Below are 17,480 nucleotides of genomic sequence, written 5' to 3'. Positions count from 1 at the left end.
CGCGCGGGCCAGGAAGCGACTGAGGAAATTGCGGCAACGCAATGTCAATCGTAATTCATTAGAATTTCAGTGACCGCCTTTATCTGACCGCCAGTTGCACCACTCCATTTCTGGTAATAACGGGCTATCAAGCTGACAAAGGTGTATCCCGGACGCGACGCATCATAATCCAGCGGATAAATATCGTCCTTGCCATAACCCCATCTGATCGGCTCTCGGGTTTTTGCATCCAGTAGTTGAATGGCAATACCTTGGGTCGTGCTTTCTGGTGATGCGGGCAACAGGCCATTCTTTGCGCCCGTGATCACCTCCGTCGAGTTGCCAATCGGTCGGAAACTGTAGAAGACGTGGTGGTATCCTGCAGGACAGTCAAAATTGAGAGAAAAGTTAACTTCGCCGGTCGTCGCTCCCTCGGAGCCGAGATCGCTGAGTTTGGCTTTGGGGAGTACGACGAACGAATTTCTTAAAATGCATGCCCGTTTGATAAGTTTGACCTTTACATTCCATAAATAGATGTTCATGCATTTATCAGCACTGGATTCGCATATGGATGCATAATATCTATGGTAAAATAGAGGACTGAGGCCACCGAGATCACTGTCCAGGGAACCTTCTTGTATTTCATCTCCATTTTTCACGAGAACAGCCTCGATGAAACGATTGAATGTAGAGACGGGGTACTGATTGGAGGTCAGCGATCCCTGTTTTTCTCCATTGAAAAGCAACCTGAGCGAGATGCCCGGTACAGTTGTTGGAATATCTCCGTCCGATGTTACCTCCGTTCCATATCCTTTGGGTCGAATTGAAATGCTCTTGAACACGCAGGCGTGTCCTGCTTTAAATTCATCCTCGCATATTGGCGTCAAATCAATGAAATCTCTGCCAAGCACCGTGCCAGGCGGTGTGTCCTCCGGCAGGGTTATGCCCTTACCATTGTTCAGATAATTGAATGGATATGCGTCCTCCGCGCCGTATGAATTCAGGGGGAGCCCGATGAATAGGATTGCAACAGTGGCGGCCGAAAGAAACTTGAAATATCGAATGAACATAGGCATCGCGGAAATACTCGAAAATTTGTCTTGTCGTGTTACAACACCGAACTCTCGGAAGTCGGAGCTGGGCTTGCGTCAGCCGGGCACGACAAATCCAGGGTGGGCGGAATCCGGGACTTTGCCGCGCGATCGCGCACCGGGAGTGAATAATCGACGCGGCACGTCAGGTCGTGTCCCATCGCCTCCCATTTCACCGTGACTTCCCCGTTGTCCTGCAGGCCACGCGCCAGGAACTTGCCGGCCTGGCCTACGGTCCCGATGCTTTGGCCCCGCGCATCGACGACCAGTGCGCCGAACGGCACGGAAGCGCCTGTCGCCTGACGGAGCCGAACGATCGCGGAGCGGCCGTATGCCGTCTTGAATACGATCATCGGCACGGCTCCGGCAAGCGGCGCGACCTGCTGGCTTGTCTCCTTCAGTTCGACGTCGATCGATATGCCCTTTGGATCGAGGCTGACATCATTCAACTTGAAGGGCGTGAGATACGGAATCACTGCATAGCCGCTGCTATCGACACGCACGCCGGGGATATTCGCGACGCGCGCACCTTCCGCGTAAGGGGCCTTGACGATTGCGAAGGTCTCCGACAAGGGTTGCGAAAATGTGATGCCACCCGGGTGACCGACAATCGCGCCATGCGCATTGAACGAGAACTGCTGTGACCGGGCACTGATCTGCGTGCCGGCAGAGAGATCGGCAAAGCTTCCGTGATAGTTCAGATTGGCTGAGCCGTCCGTCTGCGTTGTTCCAGATCCTGAACTGTGGCCGACGCTCAAGCCATAGCCCCAATCGCCTTCACGGCCCAGCAAGCCGGAAAGGTTAGTCTGCATCTGCATTGCACCTTGCGTGTCGCGGCTGAAACTGGTCGAAACCGAATGACTGCCACCCAACGGGATAGACACGTTCAGGTAGTACATGGCGCTGGACCGACCGAAGGCGTCACGTTGCCGCGTCGCCGAGATGCTGTAGAGCACGTTATGAAACGCGTTGCTGTATCCGACCGAATAGTCGATGTCCGATCCCGAGCGATTCCAATAGGTTGACGTCGAGGCTGTCAGATTCAGGGTGCCGCCATGCTCGCCCAGTGCCTGGACCATCGTTACACTCGCACGGTTGCGTTGCCGCCAGATGCCGGCCGGGCCGGATCGGTCAACCCGTTCCCGCGCGCTCACCGCATCGTTCAGGCTGAAATAGCCGCCTGTCGAATAGCGGTATGCCGCCAGCGTGAAATTGGTCCTGGTGGCCTCGATATTCTTTGCATAGCTGAGCCGCACACTCGATCCCGAGTAATGCCGATCGCCTGGTATTGACGTGGTCGCCTGGGTGATATCGGCACCGAACGCGCCCCACGTCGTGTTGAGCACGCCACCGGCCAATACCGCCATGTAACCTTGCGCGAGCGTGACGCCACCGTAGCCGGTTAGTGCATTGTTGAAGCCGCGCTGCCAGGTTGCCTGCACGAACGGCGGATGGGTCGCGTGAGCGTCGCCTCGTACCATACCTGCAGTGACGCTGTAACGGTTTTGCCCAGTGCGTAGCGACATGGGTACGGACGCATATGGAACCTTGAACGTACGCACTGTGCCATCAGCTTCGGTGACGGCAACGTCCAGGTCACCGCCGTAACCGGTCGGATAGAGATCGTCGATGACGAAGGCACCGGGCGAAACATTCGTCTCGTAGAGTTTCGTGCCGCCCTGGGTTACCGTCACCCGGGCATTGGAATTGGCCACACCACGAATGACGGGCGCATAGCCTCGTTGCGAGTCGGGCAACATGCGGTCGTCGGAGAAGACGCGAACGCCGCGAAACGCGGTGGAGTCGAACAGGTCGCCTGAGGTGTATGCGTCGCCGATCACCAGCTGCGACGACCAGGCCTGAAGATTGCGCTGCACATAGGTCGAAATGCTGTCGTAGCGACGCTCTCCACGATCGCTCCAGTTGAACGCGCCGCGATGACGAAAATGCCAACTGCCGAGGTTGAAACCGGTGTCGAGACCCAGGTAGCCGTACGTCGTGCTGCCACTGCTTTGAGCCTGGGATCGATAGAGATTCAGGTTGTAGCCGAGCGTCCCGACCGCCACGCCTTCGATCCATTGCTGCGGGTCAACGTAGTTACGGGCACGCCGCACCAGCGATGCTTGCGGTATGTCGAGATCCAGGCGCTGGTTGTTGAAGTCGAACGTGGCGGATGCGTCGGCGAGCACCTGCGGGAGCGCAAGACATGTGCCGTTTTCCGCGATCGTCGTGCGGGCGCGCTCAAGATACGCGGCAGGATCGACGCCGATCTGTTGAAGCCGATCGGCGTCAAAACATGGCTGCGCGTCGATGTTATCCGGCATCGCCTTGAACGGCACGTCCATTCGGCCGATCAAGCGGCCGGTAACGTAGACGTCTGCCCTGTAAGTGCCAGGCTTGACGATATTGCCGCGTGCGTAACGCGACACGTCGACGGAGGTGCCCGCGCTGTGATGCAGGAAACTCGGATCGAACTGGACCTGCGCGATCGACTGTTCGGCCGACGCGGCGCTCTCACCATACGCATCGGTTTGTCCGCTTGCGATGGCTACAACAAACAAACTGCAAGCTGCGATCGATATCGGCCGACGCCGTATCAGAGTTCCGCCTCGAAGATGTGACACTTTCTGGTCCCGCCGCGTTCTAGCCTGATTGTTCGAATACCGATGAAGCTTCTGGCAGAACGTTCAGCGCATATTGATTTATCAACGACTGCTTTTAATCAAGACTGCATCGGCGCTACCGGTGCGCGCGGCGCCCCAGTCGTCGATGCTGACGTAGTCGACCTTGCCGGCACGTGCCGGTGGATGGTCCGATTCCGCAAGTGGGAAATCCGCGGATTGCCCAGGCAGGACATAACCGGAACCCGCATCGAATTTCTTGCCGTCGATGTTCAGCACGATCCTGCCGAGGTTGACGACGTAGGGTGTCGGGTTGGTCGCCTTTACCGACACATGCTGAGCGCCTTTGTCGACCACGCTCCAGCTCACTGTGGCGGGGGCGTCTTCCGCACGCCCGGGTAGTTCGCTTGGGCGGTACATCAACTTGATTCGCGTGCGAATTGCCAACTGGATCTGATTCTCTTCATCGCCGGCCCCGGATTTCGGCGGAACGTCGAGGATGTTCAACCAGAGCAACGATTCGCGATCGACTGGCAATGCACCACCGGTATAGAGAATGCGCAAAGTCTGGCCTTTGCCTGGTTCAACGCGGAACACATCGGGTGTCATGACAAAAGGTACGTCGATCGCATCCGGTGATTTCGCCTGGTCGCCTTTATCTATCCATGCCTGCACGAGCGACGGCACCTTTCCACGATTGGTCATCTGCAACGTGACCTCCTGGTCTGCGGCGGGAAATACGACCCGTGTGCCTTCCACCTGGACATCTGCCTGGGCCGAAACGGATCTGGCCATCAATACTGCGATAGCTAATAATTTATATGGAGAACGAAACATATTCATTTCATGTCGTGGTGACGGCAAGCTCATTTCAAGGCCCCTCGATTTTGATGTCGATCGGGAAATGACTGCTACGAAACAGCCATTTCCCACCGACTATCGAGGCTCTCAGGGATAGACGATCGAGTAGGTTACGTTCGTTTGAACCTTGCCTGGCAGCACCTTGCCCGTCGCGTAGTACTGAGCAAAATATTGCAGGGTTGCACCGTTATTCGCATCAGTGTTCACGTAGCGGTAACTTGAAGCGCCCGTGCCAATCAAGATGTCCTTGTGATCGGCGTCCAGGATGCTGATTTCGACATTGCTTTTGGGATTTGCCGTATTAATCAGCCGCCCCGAGTTCACGTTGACATTTTGCGATGCGTCGAACATCACGCCCACCTGCACCGCTGTGTTCGGATCCTTCGATGCGGTGCATCCGGTCAACTTCAATGAAAACGGCGTCAGGGCCGCCGTACTTCCGCTATCCGGGAGTTGACTCGAAGCAATCTTCGGCAACTTAACCTCAAGATTCTGGCTGCTGGTATCGACCTTGCATGTGGTCTCAACTATTTCCCCGAGGAAGGTCACGGTTCCTGCGCTATTGGTTGCGGCATGGGCGCCGCCCATCCCGTAAGCAAGCAGGCCCGCAATCGAAAACATCAACGAAATCTTTTTCACCTGAACTAACCTTATGCAATTGAAATAAATTGAATGCCTTTCTTTTGGGTGTTGGCATCCCGGTGACACCGCCGTCAAGATCACCCCCAACGGCACGACCCCGCTGTTTCAGTCAGCATTCGTCGATTTCTGGTTGTCAAGCACGTTACTGAGCCCGACTTGCGTTTCCCGGTCAGATTCGGCAGCCTTGGTCGAATCGGGCAGACAAAAGAGATCACGGGGTTTTCCGCGAATCCAGGCAGGTTGTCTTCCTCTTCCGGACCATGTTCGTCCAGATGCCGGGTCGAAGTATTTGGGCGCCGCACGACCTCTGAATTTCGCCGATTCAGGGAATACATCGGTGATGTCGAATTCAAACTCCTTGATGCACTTATGAATCTCTTTCAATACCTGCGGTGCGCAGCGTCGTCGCTCTTTTGTCAACTCGTTTTTTAGTACCGCGATTTTTGCCTTGTATTCTTCAAAGGTGGTCATGCTGTTCCTCTTGCTGGTTACCCTAAGGAGTGAAACGGCCATGCGCAAGACTGCCGGCCGTCTGCTTTTAGCGGCAGTGCGATCAAATACCTTCAAGAGCACTTGAATTGCGATGAATGCTTTTGAGTTTGCGCTCAAACTCGAGAATCTTCTGACAAGCGGATCAGGCCCTCACCGGAGGAATTTCCCGTAATCACGACCGGTTTGAAGCGGATTGATCAGGCCGATCATCCGTGTCAGTTCATGTATCACTTCTGGCCGATCGCCTGGCGGAATTCAATGTTCGAGTTTCAATCAATTCAGTACCGTTGATAATGTAGCATCCGACAAATCTGAGGAAAATGAGAGAACTCTTAGAAACGAAAAATTTAACGAGGTAAATTGTCAAAGAAGGTTAAATTTTTTGTTGATGTATTTCGAAACTCACACCAGAACAGACCTGGCAGGGCCGAGCCGAACTGCATGCTCAGTTCGTATAGGCCGTGACGGTAATTTGCAGGGTCGCAGGATCGACCATGTTGCGCTACAGGCACTTGCGTCCCTTCATATTCGCGACGATCCCCGAACCTGAGCGCGACAGGATTCCGATTTCCCTTGTTTGCACGGCTGAAATTGATGGGCGTGCGGCTGGATTATTTTTTATAAGGATAACCTTACGTCGCAAATAGGGTTCCGGTGATTTACGCAGATCCTTGATCAATCTAACTTGGTAAGGACTTGTGCGGCGAATGTTGTCACAAGCTTTTCGTGGGGAAATATCAATTGAAACTGCTCGTGATCGGCACTAAAGGCGCGCGGATGTCTTGAGGCGACCAGTCGGGCCGATGCATCGGATAATACATTGAGAGGAATAACGAATATGCTCAGGATGGAACGTTACGACGGTAATTTTCTTGGGGTGCCATTTCGTGCTTCACGCCGCATTAACCCGATAATCCATCGTCTCGACAAATGGAATGAATGTGGGAGAATACTTGAGCGGCGCGTGGCTATTGAAGCGGTAGCTGCTGCCGTCCTGTTTTTCGGTGCTGCGGACTCTATCGCCGCGCCGAATGGAATTGGTCATCTTGTGCTATGCGATCCGTCCAATAAAGTCCCGGATGTGGCATATGGCCTTGTCGCGAAAACGGTGGTCACATGTAGCGACGATAACCTCTCCTTCATGCTGGTAAATTCTGGTTCCCCTACTGGAAATGATGATCCGAAATTTCCTCCGGATGCTGCCGTTGTCGGATACCTGAATGGAAAAATCGCTATTGTCGGAAAGGGTATCGATATCTCTTCCGGCGCCACTAATATTTTCGGTCCTAGCTGGTTTCACTCGAATATGGACCTTGGAGGAAACCGGATCACCGGGCTTGCAGAAGGCCTTGACTCAAAAGATGCCGTTAATGTCGGGCAGTTGCAGCAGCTGGGAAGCGCGATGGCTGATGGCCTGAAGAATACCCAGACCCTGATCACCTCCCTGTCGACCACGATGTCTACCGGCTTGCACAGTACAGGAGAGGTGATTGCTGGCCTGTCGACCGGACTCGGGAGCGTGACCGGTTCGATCGGTTCCTTATCGACCGGGCTCGCTGGCCTGACTGGCGAGGTCTCGACGTTGCAGACCAGCATGTCGACCGCCGTGGTCTCCACTTCCAATGTGATCGGATCGCTTTCGACCGGTTTGGGCCGCACGGATCGTGAGGTCAAGACGCTATCCACCTCGACATCGACCGGGCTGGGCCAAGTGAAAAACTCGCTCGGTCAGTTGGAAACGACGGCACAGTTGCAGGCGCAACAAGTCGACTCGGTGTCGAAACGCGTCGAACTATCGGATCAAAAAATAGCGACGATGGCGGATCAACTCGCGCCGCTGACGAGAGCGGAAGAGGGTGCGCGTCGCAACGGCGGCAGCCTCGCCGCAACCGTCGTGGGTGGTGGCGCGGGGCGCGCGGTTGAGACGCTGGGCGCGACCTTGGATAACACGGCGAAATCGCTGATTGATCCAGCGGGATGTACGGTTGCCGACGGTGTCGATTCGACCGCGACTGGATTGTGTGCGAAGGCTGGCACGCCCTCCAGCGGTGGCGGTGCCGACGGTGCAACCGTCTACGGCGCTTATGCAGAGGCGCGAGCGAGCCATGGAACGGCGATGGGATTTCGCGCCCTGGCCGCCCGCCAGGGAGCCGTTGCGATTGGTTATCAGGCACGCGCATCAGGCGATCCAACGGTCGCAATTGGCGACAACGCAGTTGCCAGTGGCGACTACGCGGTCGCGCTCGGCGCTTCCGCTTCCGCCAGCGGTGAGAACGCGGTTGCATTGGGCGCAGGTTCGATTGCGGACCGTCCCAACTCGGTGTCCATCGGATCGCCTGGTCGCGAGCGCCGTCTTGCCAATCTCGCGCCTGGTGTCATGCCTGGCGATGCGGTGAATCTGTCACAGCTCGAAGCGGTGAGACACGAAATCGGCGATGTCGCTCATCGCGCATACTCGGGTGTCGCAATGAGCATGGCGATGACAGGAGCATACTTGCCATCGCTGAATCCGGGCGAGGTAGCCGCGGGCGTTGGCGTCGGCGGATTCTCCGGGTATGGTGCCATCGCTTTGAATGTGAAGGGGCTGGCGAGCAATGGGAGCCTGGGGTGGGGAGCGGGGGTATCGACTACCGGCAGTGTAGTGGGATTCAATTTCGGAGCAGGATGGAAGTGGTAGCGTTGCTAACTGTCGACTGGTAGCGGCTCAGGGGTGCCAGGTCGAATATCAATAAATGCGACGCGGAGAACCTGAATACCTGTCGATATCGGTTCTGAAAGTCAGCTTCGATCCGGAGGGATAGGTCGTAGTCTTTTCCGTTCGAAGCTGCTTGACGATCGCCAGGGCCGGCCGGCACTATTTTCTGACGGCAGATGGATTCAGGAGACCTGTCTAAATTGCCCGGCCACCGGCTCCGGGTGAATTTTCGTCGCGACTCGAGCAGTCAGCCGGATCGATGCCTGTTGTCATCCACATGCAGGGGGTAATGCCATGAGTGTGTGTGATTGCGAACACCCGGAAGCAATCCGTGTCGGGATTGCAGACGATCATCCCGTTGTGCTGGTTGGTATTTCTCAGATTATCGAGCTCGAAAACGACATGACGGTCACGCTCAATGCGAGCGATCCCGAAGCACTGTGTCTGCTCCTGGGCAGAAGGCCGTGTGATGTTCTGGTCTGCGACTACGCGTTCGATCAGTCGGGGGCGCGCGATGGCATTCAGTTGATCGAATCCATTCGACGTATGCATCCGGATATCAAAATCCTGATGTTGACCATGCATAACGAGCATGCCCTGATACGCAAGCTGTTCGGGGCTGGCGTGCGAGGCTTTCTCTGCAAGACGAGTGCGACGTCTTCGAGGATCGCCGCGGCGGTCCGAACGGTTGCGAGCGACGAACTGTATATCGACCCCGCGGTGGCCGTGACGCTGTCTGGCGAGTACCTGCGTCGCTTGACGAAGGAAGGGGACGAGCGTGAGTCGAAGCTCAGCCGGCGCGAATATGAGGTTGTGCGCCTGATTTCACGGGGTATGAAGATCAACGAGATTGCGCGCCAGATTTGCCGCAGTCCGAAAACCATCAGCACACAGAAAGCCTCGGCCATGAGAAAGCTGGCGGCGCAGAACAACATCGAACTGGTGATGCAGTTCCGTCGCCTCGGATACTGAAATTCCGCACGAAGCCGGTTTCGATGCATTGAGAGTCATCGTTCCAATGTTCGGACGGTTGCTGCCGTGTTTCGGTCCAGTGACGAACTGACGGACCACCTGTATCACGCGGTCGATCTGCGTATGGACCCCATAGACCATCGATTTCGTTCGCGCAGACGATGAGCTTGAGTTGACGGCACCGGTCCCGTTCGGCAGCCGACGCCGCAACGGCGTCATGGTTTTCGGTTGGCGCGGTGACAAGGCGGCGTAGCACAGTCCATTGGGTCCCCGACGGTATCGATCTCCCGGCGGTGTAGAAACTCGACACCACTACGAGCGGCTTTGCATCACGTCCATGAAATGCTGGCGCTGGATTGCAGGTTTCTTGTCCTCGCAATCCGCTTCCACAAAGCAATTTGCGGCGTCGCCGCCGTTAGCTTGTTCCGTGGCCGCTCTTCTTCTGCTACGCCCTCGACTGCGTGACCGATGCCTGCCACGCCCGATAAATCAGCGTTTCCCCAACACTCACGGCCACTCGTTTTGAAGCTACGGCCTGGCCGACCAGCACCGAAGTAGCACGGGAATGTCATCACACGCTACGCAATTTCAGAAAACTGAAAAGACACTCGAAATGAGAATCGTCCGATTGATCAAGACCTTGAAGGTACGTAGCTTTCCGCTGGTGAGGATCGGTAAAACAAGCTAAAGAACTTTCACGGAGACAATCAATGAACTATCAGAAGTTATCGATTTTGCTTTTATTTTTTGGGATATCCGGTTGCGGAGGCGGATCATCGGACTCTCCCCATCCATCGGTCTCGTCCAATCCTCCATCCGAGGCGCCTTATGTTCAGGAGCGTGGGCCTGGAAAATCTCTGGATCCGTTGCCGCAAATAATCGCTGTCAAGGGTGCGGACGAAATGGCCGTTCTCTTCGAACAAGACGAAGTACTCCGGTATTTGACACCCCTCATGTCGCTTGCAATTAATCAATCGCCGGTAGCATGTTCGATCGAATTTCGGCATTTGCGGTATCAAACAGTAGATGAACACGCTAAAACTGTAAATGCCGATGGAATTATGATGATTCCTCGCGGGAAAAGCGCGATGTGTGGCGGTCCCAAGCCGACGGTAGTTTACTCGCATGGTACCTGGCCGACCGGGAATTACAATCTTGCAAAAATGTTCGACGATCAGCAGCCGGCGAAAATGGAGGCGATGGCCGTTGCCGCCACATTCGCGTCACGGGGCTATATCGTGATTGCGCCGAATTATGGAGGATACGGCGAATCCACCATGTCGTACCATCCCTACCTTAATGGCGACCTGCTTGGCAAGGATAGTGCAGATGCTCTTAGCGCAGCATATAGCACATTCAATGCGATGAACGTCGTTGCAAATGGGAATGTATACTTGACCGGGATTTCGGAAGGCGGTTATTCCACCATGGCTGCCAACAAAGAGTTGCAGCAAAGAGGCCAGCAAGTCAAAGCAGTCGTTCCGATTTCGTCTCCCGCAGCCATCAGTTTACTAGTGGATCAGACTGCGCATGGGAATATTTCAAATGGCGGTACGTTCTTCATGCCGCTCCTTCTCAATTCATGGCAACACCAGTCTGGAGATATTTTCCAGAATTCAAATGAAGTGTATGCGACGAAGTACGCGAATAGTCCCGACGGCATACCCACGCCTTTCAAAGGAATGTCTTTTCAAGACGTGGTGAACAAGAAAATCGTCCCGGAAGAGCAGCTGTTTCCTGACAGTAGCAATGTTCCAAACAAGAGCAATTTTTTCAAATTTTCTGGGCCTGATGCGCTACTTTCCGACAACTTTTCAAAAGATTTCGTCGCGGATACAGAAAACAATTCTTGCGATTCGGATTTTTTTGACAAATCAAAAGAGGGTTTTCCATTTGAACCAGATCGAATAAAATTCCAGGCAGGAGGATTTCAACTCCTGAATGCGGCGATAATTTCCATTCTCCCTTCCTCATACAGTCAAGCTGCCGCCACCGCCATAGATATTATTGCCAATCTGAAAGACCCGTCGGGTGGTTCAACGCCAGCGGGAAATGTAATTAAAAATGCATTGAAATTAATTTTCCCAAGTCAGGCGGACCAGATAACCAATATGATTGGCAATTTTACGGATATCGTTGCGTACGAGAAAAAGCCACTTTTGTCGGTAGATCATACGGCTGCAACCTACGCGTCCATAGCTCCTAAATTCAATTGCACTCCGAAAAATACCTTCAGAAAAGCTGCCCTGAGAAACGATTTGCGACGCGACTGGATACCACCAAACCCGATGCTTATGTGCGGCGGCGGATTGGACCCGACAGTCCCGTTCATTAGTTCAGTTGCGACGATTGCGAACTTGAGAAATCAGGGTGTGCCCAGCTCGATGGCGGATTTGCTGGATCTGGAGGTCATTCCTTCTCCGAATTCTCCCTACGCACGCATTTTCGGATTATTCAAAATATATGAAGGAATTTCTTTTTATAATGACAATGGTGCAACGCAGTCATCAGGTATCAAGAAATTTCTCACTAATTACCATGCCGGCACTGTCAGCCCATTCTGCCTGATGGCCGCAAAAATGTATTTCGATACAAACAATTAATATTCGAGAACCTGATCTCTCTCCTGTTCGAGCGATTCATAATCACCCGGGCAGGATTGATTATGCCTCTTTTCCAAAGAAATATTTTATTATTATTTAATCAAGAATTTCACAGGAACGGAGTCCATTCGATTGCGGGTCACAGCGAAAACAGTGATGCCGTTGTCAATTGGAAAAACGCTCCAATTGAAAATAAAAATTTCCACATCGGAGATCCGCGTGCTTAAAGCAAAGAATAAACTTATTCCCGCGTTGATATTTATTCCCGCGCTGGTTGCGTGCGGTGGTGGCGATGGAAATACGCCCGCCAGCATCTCGCCAGCGCAGTGTCGGGCAGAAGACTGCGGGCCGCACGGAGCGCCGGAGCCATTGCCGACCGCCAAACAGGAGCCTTTGTGTCCAACCGATCAGGATATCGGTCGCGCAACCTATACAGGCGGCGCCGGCAGTGGAGAAATCTTGACCTTGAAGATCGACGCGATCGCGATGCGCTATACGCTGACATGGTTTGAATCACCGATTCCAGTGTCTGCAAAGGCTACATCACCTACGCGTGCGGGTATTACGCTCACTGGAGCGGTTAAACACCCCGCTTACGGAAGCTTCGCCACGGGAGAACAACGACGCTGTGCCTTCGTGCTGCAGCCGGGCGAGGGAACGTCCACTTCGACGAATATCCGATATTCCACCAAAGAGACATTCAATCCAGCGAAGCCTCCGACGATTTTTGTTGGATTTGGTGTTGCCGGAGGCGGAATACCAGGGGCAATACTGGATTTTGAAGGTCAGCCGACAACTGCGTTACTCGCCAATCAACCTGCCATTAAAAATACGGTTGAGGTGCTTCGTAACAAAGAATTGATAGACAAAGGTATCTCTGTTGTTTCGGATTTAGAGAAACTTAATAAACATAACTTTCTCTTCAATTATTTCTCTATCGAGGATGTTAAATCATTGGGTGGCGTCCTGAATATTTTAAAAAAACAGGAGTCACAAAAAATACTTGATGTACTGCTTGATCCGAGATTCGCCAAACAAATTCCATTGTCAGTTGGTACGGTAAAATCTCGCCGATTTGATTTTTATCCATTCATCGGATTTTCGAGTACATCAAAAGATAAAAATCTTATGCGTGGAAAATACAATGGATTGATTTATCACTCAACACCTTCAAGCAATCATTCCGTTGCGGCAGCCATTTTTTCGGAAACACTTGCCGACAATGGTGTTTGCAAAAGCGCTTCCCAAGACCGCCTGGCGACAGATCCGGATAAGACTGGTTGTTTAAGCACGGGTAAGACTTGGGAGGTTAATAAATTTGGTTATTTTGACAGCGCAAACAGCCCTCAAATTGGTGATCACTTTATATTTCCAATTTCCAGGAAATCATTAAAAGATGCGGCTTCGGTTTTAAATAAAATTGTGCACTTAACGAAGCAAATAGATTCACACGCGTCGCTCATTAATTTTATTGCCGACAGGGACCTTGGTGATCGCATGAATGAAATCGCAAGTCCCGTCGGATTGGCGCTAGGAGATCTGGAAGTGTATCTCGAATCCGCGTCTGAAAAATGGACGCCCACCATATTTGCTTCTTCCCATATGGTGCTTGGCCAATTGAACGGAAGCACGATTCCGATCATCGTCAGAACGGGTGCCGTCAAGCTTGATTTGGCAAGCAACGGGTATCTTGATACTCAAGTCGATGACGAATCCGGAATCGCCATCCTCGTTCCGCATTCCACGGCCATCCCTCAAAATCTTGACGGCACCTACATTGGTGCCGATTCAAATTTTGACTATACGGCCGCGTACTTCAAGGGAACGGCAGCTGCATTTTCCGATCCGATGACGCTAAAACCACGCGACCAGATAACCCTGGATTACAAATCATCCGAGTCTGGAATAGTTGATATTGGCTTGCCAAACAACCCAAAAGTCTCAGGGCACCTCGTTTCTATCGGTGGCATTTACGCGACTCTGATCGACGGCACGGTGAACGGTGGTGTGTCGGGTGATGCAGCGACATTTGGCACCTACCCATACATCCTCCCCGCCCAGTCGGCTCCCTATTTTGGAATCGGCGCAAAGGTTGGCAAGTAGAACCCTTGCCAGGCCTCCGTCTGCTCGATGCGGTGGCTTGGCGGCAGCACGCACATGACGAATCGTGCGCTACCACATTGGAGGAAACAGCATGAACGCTAATTTGATCCTGGCTGTCGCATTTGCCGCGCCCTTGATGTCGGCCTGCGGGGGCGGGGATGATAAAGCGCCCGCGGCACTGGCGGCGACCGAACCCGGTCTCTGCCCTAACTCGCTGGACTACAGCACGGTCTACACAGGCGGCGCTGGTGACGGCGAGCTCGTGAAGCTGCAACTCGACACGGCCAGGATGACCTGGCGGATCAGCTATATAGAATCGCCAATCCCGGTCACCACCGGCACCGTGGTGCCGACTCGCGCAGGCACCGTGGCGGCCGGCACATTGACTCGGGAAACCGCCCTGCCGACCCATAAGCTCAACAACTGCGCATGGCGCCTAAACGGAGCGAGCCTCGATTCGACGCGCCCGGCGCGCGTGTTCGTCGGCTTTGGCGTGGCGGGTGGCACGATTCCCGGCGCCCACCTCCGATATGCAGGCACATCCGGCGTGGGCGCGGTACCCGACACGACATTCCCGTATTACCCGTTTATCGGTTTCTCCGTGCTGGAGACCAGTCTTGCCAGCGTGGCCGGCACCTACAGTCAGCTCGGCTACGGCCAGGTGCCATCACAGAACTTCGCGCCCACCACCATCGACGGCACGGTCATCATTGACGCCGACGGCACCTGGCAGCGCTGCGACACCACCGGCGTGCGTGCCGGCACCTGTTCGCAGCCGGGCTCGAACCTGACGCAGGCACCCGACGGTAGTGGTGCGTTCGTAACCAACAACTATCGGAGCCAGGTTAAACCGACATCCGCCGACAAACCACAAGCGAAGGGCTACCTCATCGTCGGCAAGCTACGCAACCAGCTGGTACCGATCATGATCCGCACCGGCGTGGGCAACCCGAACCCGCTGCCGGACGCTAGTGGCATCCCGGCCCTGACCGCCGACGACGAATCGGGCATCTCGATCATGTCGCCGCAGAACAGCGTCGCGGCCGGCTCGCAGAACGGCGAATACATCGGCGTCGACGACCGGTTCGACTATCGCGCCACGGCACTGGTTAACAACCAGGCCACCCTGCTCGATCCGTTCAATACCTCGCAGGTCGCGCTGGCGACTGCACTGAACCTCGACTACACGCAGACCGTGCCCGGCACGGTGACCTCAACTCACGTGGGCGCATCGAGCACCCTGACCGGCAAGTTCATCTTCGCGGGCGGCGTGTTCGGTTTCCTCGACAACAGCAACATTACCTCGCCGTATTTCACGATCGGCGCCTTCGTCCAATAACAATAGAGGGGACATCCCATGAGCAAAACTATTCTCTGCGCGGCCGCGCTGGTCGCCGCGCTCGGATCGGGCGCTGCCGGCGCTCAAAGCGCCGGCAGCAACGTGATCGGCTTCGGCTGGCTCCACGTACAGCCGGTCCAGAGCAGCACGTCGCTGACCACCAATGTGGCGCCTACGCCGATCAACACGCCGCTGCACCTGCCGCCCAGCTTCGATTCACCGGGCACTGGCCTGCGCGCCAGTACGGCCGACACGGTCGGCCTGACGTTCAGCCACTTCTTCACCGACCATATCGCGGTGACTTCGGTGGCGGGCGTGCCACCGGTGTTCAAGGTGTCGGGGCAGGGCAGCATCGTGCCGCCGGGGCCGGCCGGCGCGCTCGGCACGCAGGACATTGGACTCGGCGCGGTGAACCCGATCGTCAAGAGTGTGCGGCAATGGAGTCCGGCGGTGATCCTGCAGTACTACTTCGCGAATGCCGACTCGAAGCTGCGCCCCTTCCTCGGCATCGGCGTGTCGTACAACTGGTTCAGCGATCTGCAACTGAGCAACAACTTCATCAAGCAGACCCAGGACAACCTCGGCTCGATCCTCGCGGCCGGCGCTGGCAAACCCGGCACCACCTCGGTCTCGGCCAGGGCTTCCTCATCGTGGCAGCCGGTGTTCAACGCTGGCCTGACTTACGCGCTGACCGACCACTGGGGGCTGATCGCTTCGGTTACCTATATTCCGCTGCGTACCACCTCGACCGTGACCATCAAGGCGGCCGACGGCTCGACGCTGGCGGAATCGAAGAGCCGGCTGAAGGCGAACCCGATCATCAGCTACGTGGCGGTGTCGTACAAGTTCTGAGTCGCGTCTATCACGCGTAGGTTTGGCGAAGGTGGACGCCGTTGCCATTGACGTTGGGCGCAACGATCGATGCGACCCGAGACCTGCAACACAACGGGTCAGCAAATTACACAACGGATCCGCTTGACGAATCCTGGATCGATTCGAGAGCGAATTCTGCGATGGCGACACTTGATATACACCATGAGCCATTCGACTCAATACATGCTGCTCACCGGCGCCAGTCGCGGCATCGGACATGCGACGGTGAAACTGTTTCAGGAACGGAACTGGAAAGTATTGACGGTTTCTCGCCAGCCCTTTTCGGAAGAATGCAAATGGCCCGATGCGAGGGAGTCGCATATTCAGGCCGATCTGGCAGACCTCGACTCCATCGAGCAGGTCGCTGCCGAGATGAGGCGCCGGTTGCCCGACGGGAAACTGCATGCGCTCGTCAACAATGCCGGTATCTCGCCGAAGGGGGGGAACCGTTCGCGACTGGGGGTACTCGAGAGCGACATCCACACGTGGACGACGGTCCTCAACGTTAATCTTGTATCGAATGCTCTGCTCGCGCGTGCGCTGTTTCCGGAGCTTGTTAGTGCGCATGGGGTCATCGTCAATGTCACCTCGATTGCTGGAGTGAAGGTGCATCCGTTCGCGGGAACCGCCTACGCCGCTTCAAAGGCGGGACTTGCAGCGCTGACGCGAGAGATGGCGCATGAGTTTGGACTGCATGGCGTACGGGTTAATGCGATTGCGCCAGGGGAAATCGATACTTCGATTCTGTCGCCTGGTACCAAAGAGATTGTCGAAAAGACTATTCCGCTTCATCGCCTTGGTGATCCACGTGAAGTAGCCGAGACGATCTATTTCTTGTCCGGTCCCGCGTCGTCTTACATAAACGGAGCCGAGATTCACATCAACGGAGGGCAACATGTCTGATGGTACAACGGTCAGAATTGTGATGAACGGCATGAACATGGAGAGGAGAATTATTACTGGCGGCTGCGCTCATCGTGGTGACGCAACTGGTGGTGTTCGCATCGACATGATTGCCGATCTGATGCGGGTTCTCCCGCCCGGCAGTGCATTGAGCCTATGCAGTCCATTGACGACGCCCCTCAGGAGGTAAACGCGATCCTCATGAGTGTGGTGTGGGGACAGTCAGGGGCAATTGGTGGACATTTCCCACGACTGCAGCGCGTCGTAATCGGACGGTTTCGCCAGTGGGGGACGCTCAAACAGCCA

12 protein-coding genes are annotated in these 17,480 nt (G+C 55.0%); 7 read left to right on the top strand and 5 right to left on the bottom strand.

Annotation, left to right across the window (positions count from 1 at the left end; genetic code table 11):
- Nucleotides 1-44: 44 nt before the first annotated feature.
- From BWP39_RS09875 to BWP39_RS09855, 5 genes are all read right to left on the bottom strand, one after another.
- Nucleotides 45-1,055: a fimbrial protein gene (locus tag BWP39_RS09875; protein ID WP_096719534.1), complete on the bottom strand. Its 1,011-nt coding sequence runs from the start codon at nt 1,053-1,055 to the stop codon at nt 45-47.
- 32 nt (nt 1,056-1,087) lie between these two features.
- Nucleotides 1,088-3,631: a fimbria/pilus outer membrane usher protein gene (locus tag BWP39_RS09870; RefSeq protein ID WP_207556707.1), complete on the bottom strand. Its 2,544-nt coding sequence runs from the start codon at nt 3,629-3,631 to the stop codon at nt 1,088-1,090.
- Between the two features lie 144 nt (nt 3,632-3,775).
- Complete coding sequence (locus tag BWP39_RS09865; protein WP_096719745.1) at nt 3,776-4,534, bottom strand: fimbrial biogenesis chaperone; 759 nt, start codon at nt 4,532-4,534, stop codon at nt 3,776-3,778.
- Nucleotides 4,535-4,639: 105 nt separating this feature from the next.
- Complete coding sequence (locus BWP39_RS09860; RefSeq protein ID WP_096719530.1) at nt 4,640-5,191, bottom strand: fimbrial protein; 552 nt, start codon at nt 5,189-5,191, stop codon at nt 4,640-4,642.
- A 108-nt stretch (nt 5,192-5,299) separates the two neighbouring features.
- Complete coding sequence (locus BWP39_RS09855) at nt 5,300-5,665, bottom strand: H-NS histone family protein (RefSeq protein WP_157915134.1); 366 nt, start codon at nt 5,663-5,665, stop codon at nt 5,300-5,302.
- Between the two features lie 868 nt (nt 5,666-6,533).
- Here BWP39_RS09855 and BWP39_RS31465 point away from each other — a divergent pair.
- The 7 genes from BWP39_RS31465 (at nt 6,534) to BWP39_RS09820 (ending at nt 17,174) form a co-directional block, all read left to right on the top strand.
- Complete coding sequence (locus BWP39_RS31465; RefSeq protein ID WP_170043848.1) at nt 6,534-8,363, top strand: YadA family autotransporter adhesin; 1,830 nt, start codon at nt 6,534-6,536, stop codon at nt 8,361-8,363.
- Between the two features lie 312 nt (nt 8,364-8,675).
- Nucleotides 8,676-9,353, top strand: a complete 678-nt coding sequence (locus tag BWP39_RS09845; RefSeq protein WP_096719526.1) for a response regulator transcription factor — start codon at nt 8,676-8,678, stop codon at nt 9,351-9,353.
- Nucleotides 9,354-10,063: 710 nt separating this feature from the next.
- Nucleotides 10,064-11,956, top strand: coding sequence for an alpha/beta hydrolase family protein (locus BWP39_RS09840; RefSeq protein ID WP_096719524.1), 1,893 nt, complete (start codon nt 10,064-10,066; stop codon nt 11,954-11,956).
- A 156-nt stretch (nt 11,957-12,112) separates the two neighbouring features.
- The gene (locus tag BWP39_RS09835; protein WP_096719522.1) at nt 12,113-14,059 is read left to right on the top strand and encodes a DUF2957 domain-containing protein; all 1,947 of its coding nucleotides are present in this window, start codon (nt 12,113-12,115) and stop codon (nt 14,057-14,059) included.
- A gap of 91 nt (nt 14,060-14,150) precedes the next feature.
- Complete coding sequence (locus tag BWP39_RS09830) at nt 14,151-15,398, top strand: DUF2957 domain-containing protein (protein WP_096719520.1); 1,248 nt, start codon at nt 14,151-14,153, stop codon at nt 15,396-15,398.
- A gap of 18 nt (nt 15,399-15,416) precedes the next feature.
- Complete coding sequence (locus BWP39_RS09825) at nt 15,417-16,250, top strand: OmpW/AlkL family protein (RefSeq protein WP_096719518.1); 834 nt, start codon at nt 15,417-15,419, stop codon at nt 16,248-16,250.
- 183 nt (nt 16,251-16,433) lie between these two features.
- Nucleotides 16,434-17,174 carry an SDR family NAD(P)-dependent oxidoreductase gene (locus BWP39_RS09820; protein ID WP_096719516.1) on the top strand — a complete coding sequence of 247 codons (741 nt, stop codon included), beginning with the start codon at nt 16,434-16,436 and terminating at the stop codon, nt 17,172-17,174.
- Nucleotides 17,175-17,480: the final 306 nt, after the last annotated feature.

Origin of the sequence: Paraburkholderia acidicola (assembly GCF_002362315.1) — a bacterium.
Classification (GTDB): domain Bacteria; phylum Pseudomonadota; class Gammaproteobacteria; order Burkholderiales; family Burkholderiaceae; genus Paraburkholderia; species Paraburkholderia acidicola.
Note: the sequence above shows the minus strand (reverse complement) of the source record. Positions and strands in the feature narration are given on the sequence as shown.

What these genes read in the sequence shown, in the direction of transcription:
- BWP39_RS31465 (WP_170043848.1), top strand. Translation starts at nt 6,534, where the DNA reads ATGGAACGTTACGACGGTAATTTTCTTGGGGTGCCATTTCGTGCTTCA.
- BWP39_RS09865 (WP_096719745.1), bottom strand. Translation starts at nt 4,534, where the DNA reads ATGAATATGTTTCGTTCTCCATATAAATTATTAGCTATCGCAGTATTG.
- BWP39_RS09830 (WP_096719520.1), top strand. Translation starts at nt 14,151, where the DNA reads ATGAACGCTAATTTGATCCTGGCTGTCGCATTTGCCGCGCCCTTGATG.
- BWP39_RS09820 (WP_096719516.1), top strand. Translation starts at nt 16,434, where the DNA reads ATGAGCCATTCGACTCAATACATGCTGCTCACCGGCGCCAGTCGCGGC.
- BWP39_RS09825 (WP_096719518.1), top strand. Translation starts at nt 15,417, where the DNA reads ATGAGCAAAACTATTCTCTGCGCGGCCGCGCTGGTCGCCGCGCTCGGA.
- BWP39_RS09845 (WP_096719526.1), top strand. Translation starts at nt 8,676, where the DNA reads ATGAGTGTGTGTGATTGCGAACACCCGGAAGCAATCCGTGTCGGGATT.
- BWP39_RS09875 (WP_096719534.1), bottom strand. Translation starts at nt 1,055, where the DNA reads ATGCCTATGTTCATTCGATATTTCAAGTTTCTTTCGGCCGCCACTGTT.
- BWP39_RS09855 (WP_157915134.1), bottom strand. Translation starts at nt 5,665, where the DNA reads ATGACCACCTTTGAAGAATACAAGGCAAAAATCGCGGTACTAAAAAAC.
- BWP39_RS09840 (WP_096719524.1), top strand. Translation starts at nt 10,064, where the DNA reads ATGAACTATCAGAAGTTATCGATTTTGCTTTTATTTTTTGGGATATCC.
- BWP39_RS09835 (WP_096719522.1), top strand. Translation starts at nt 12,113, where the DNA reads ATGCCGTTGTCAATTGGAAAAACGCTCCAATTGAAAATAAAAATTTCC.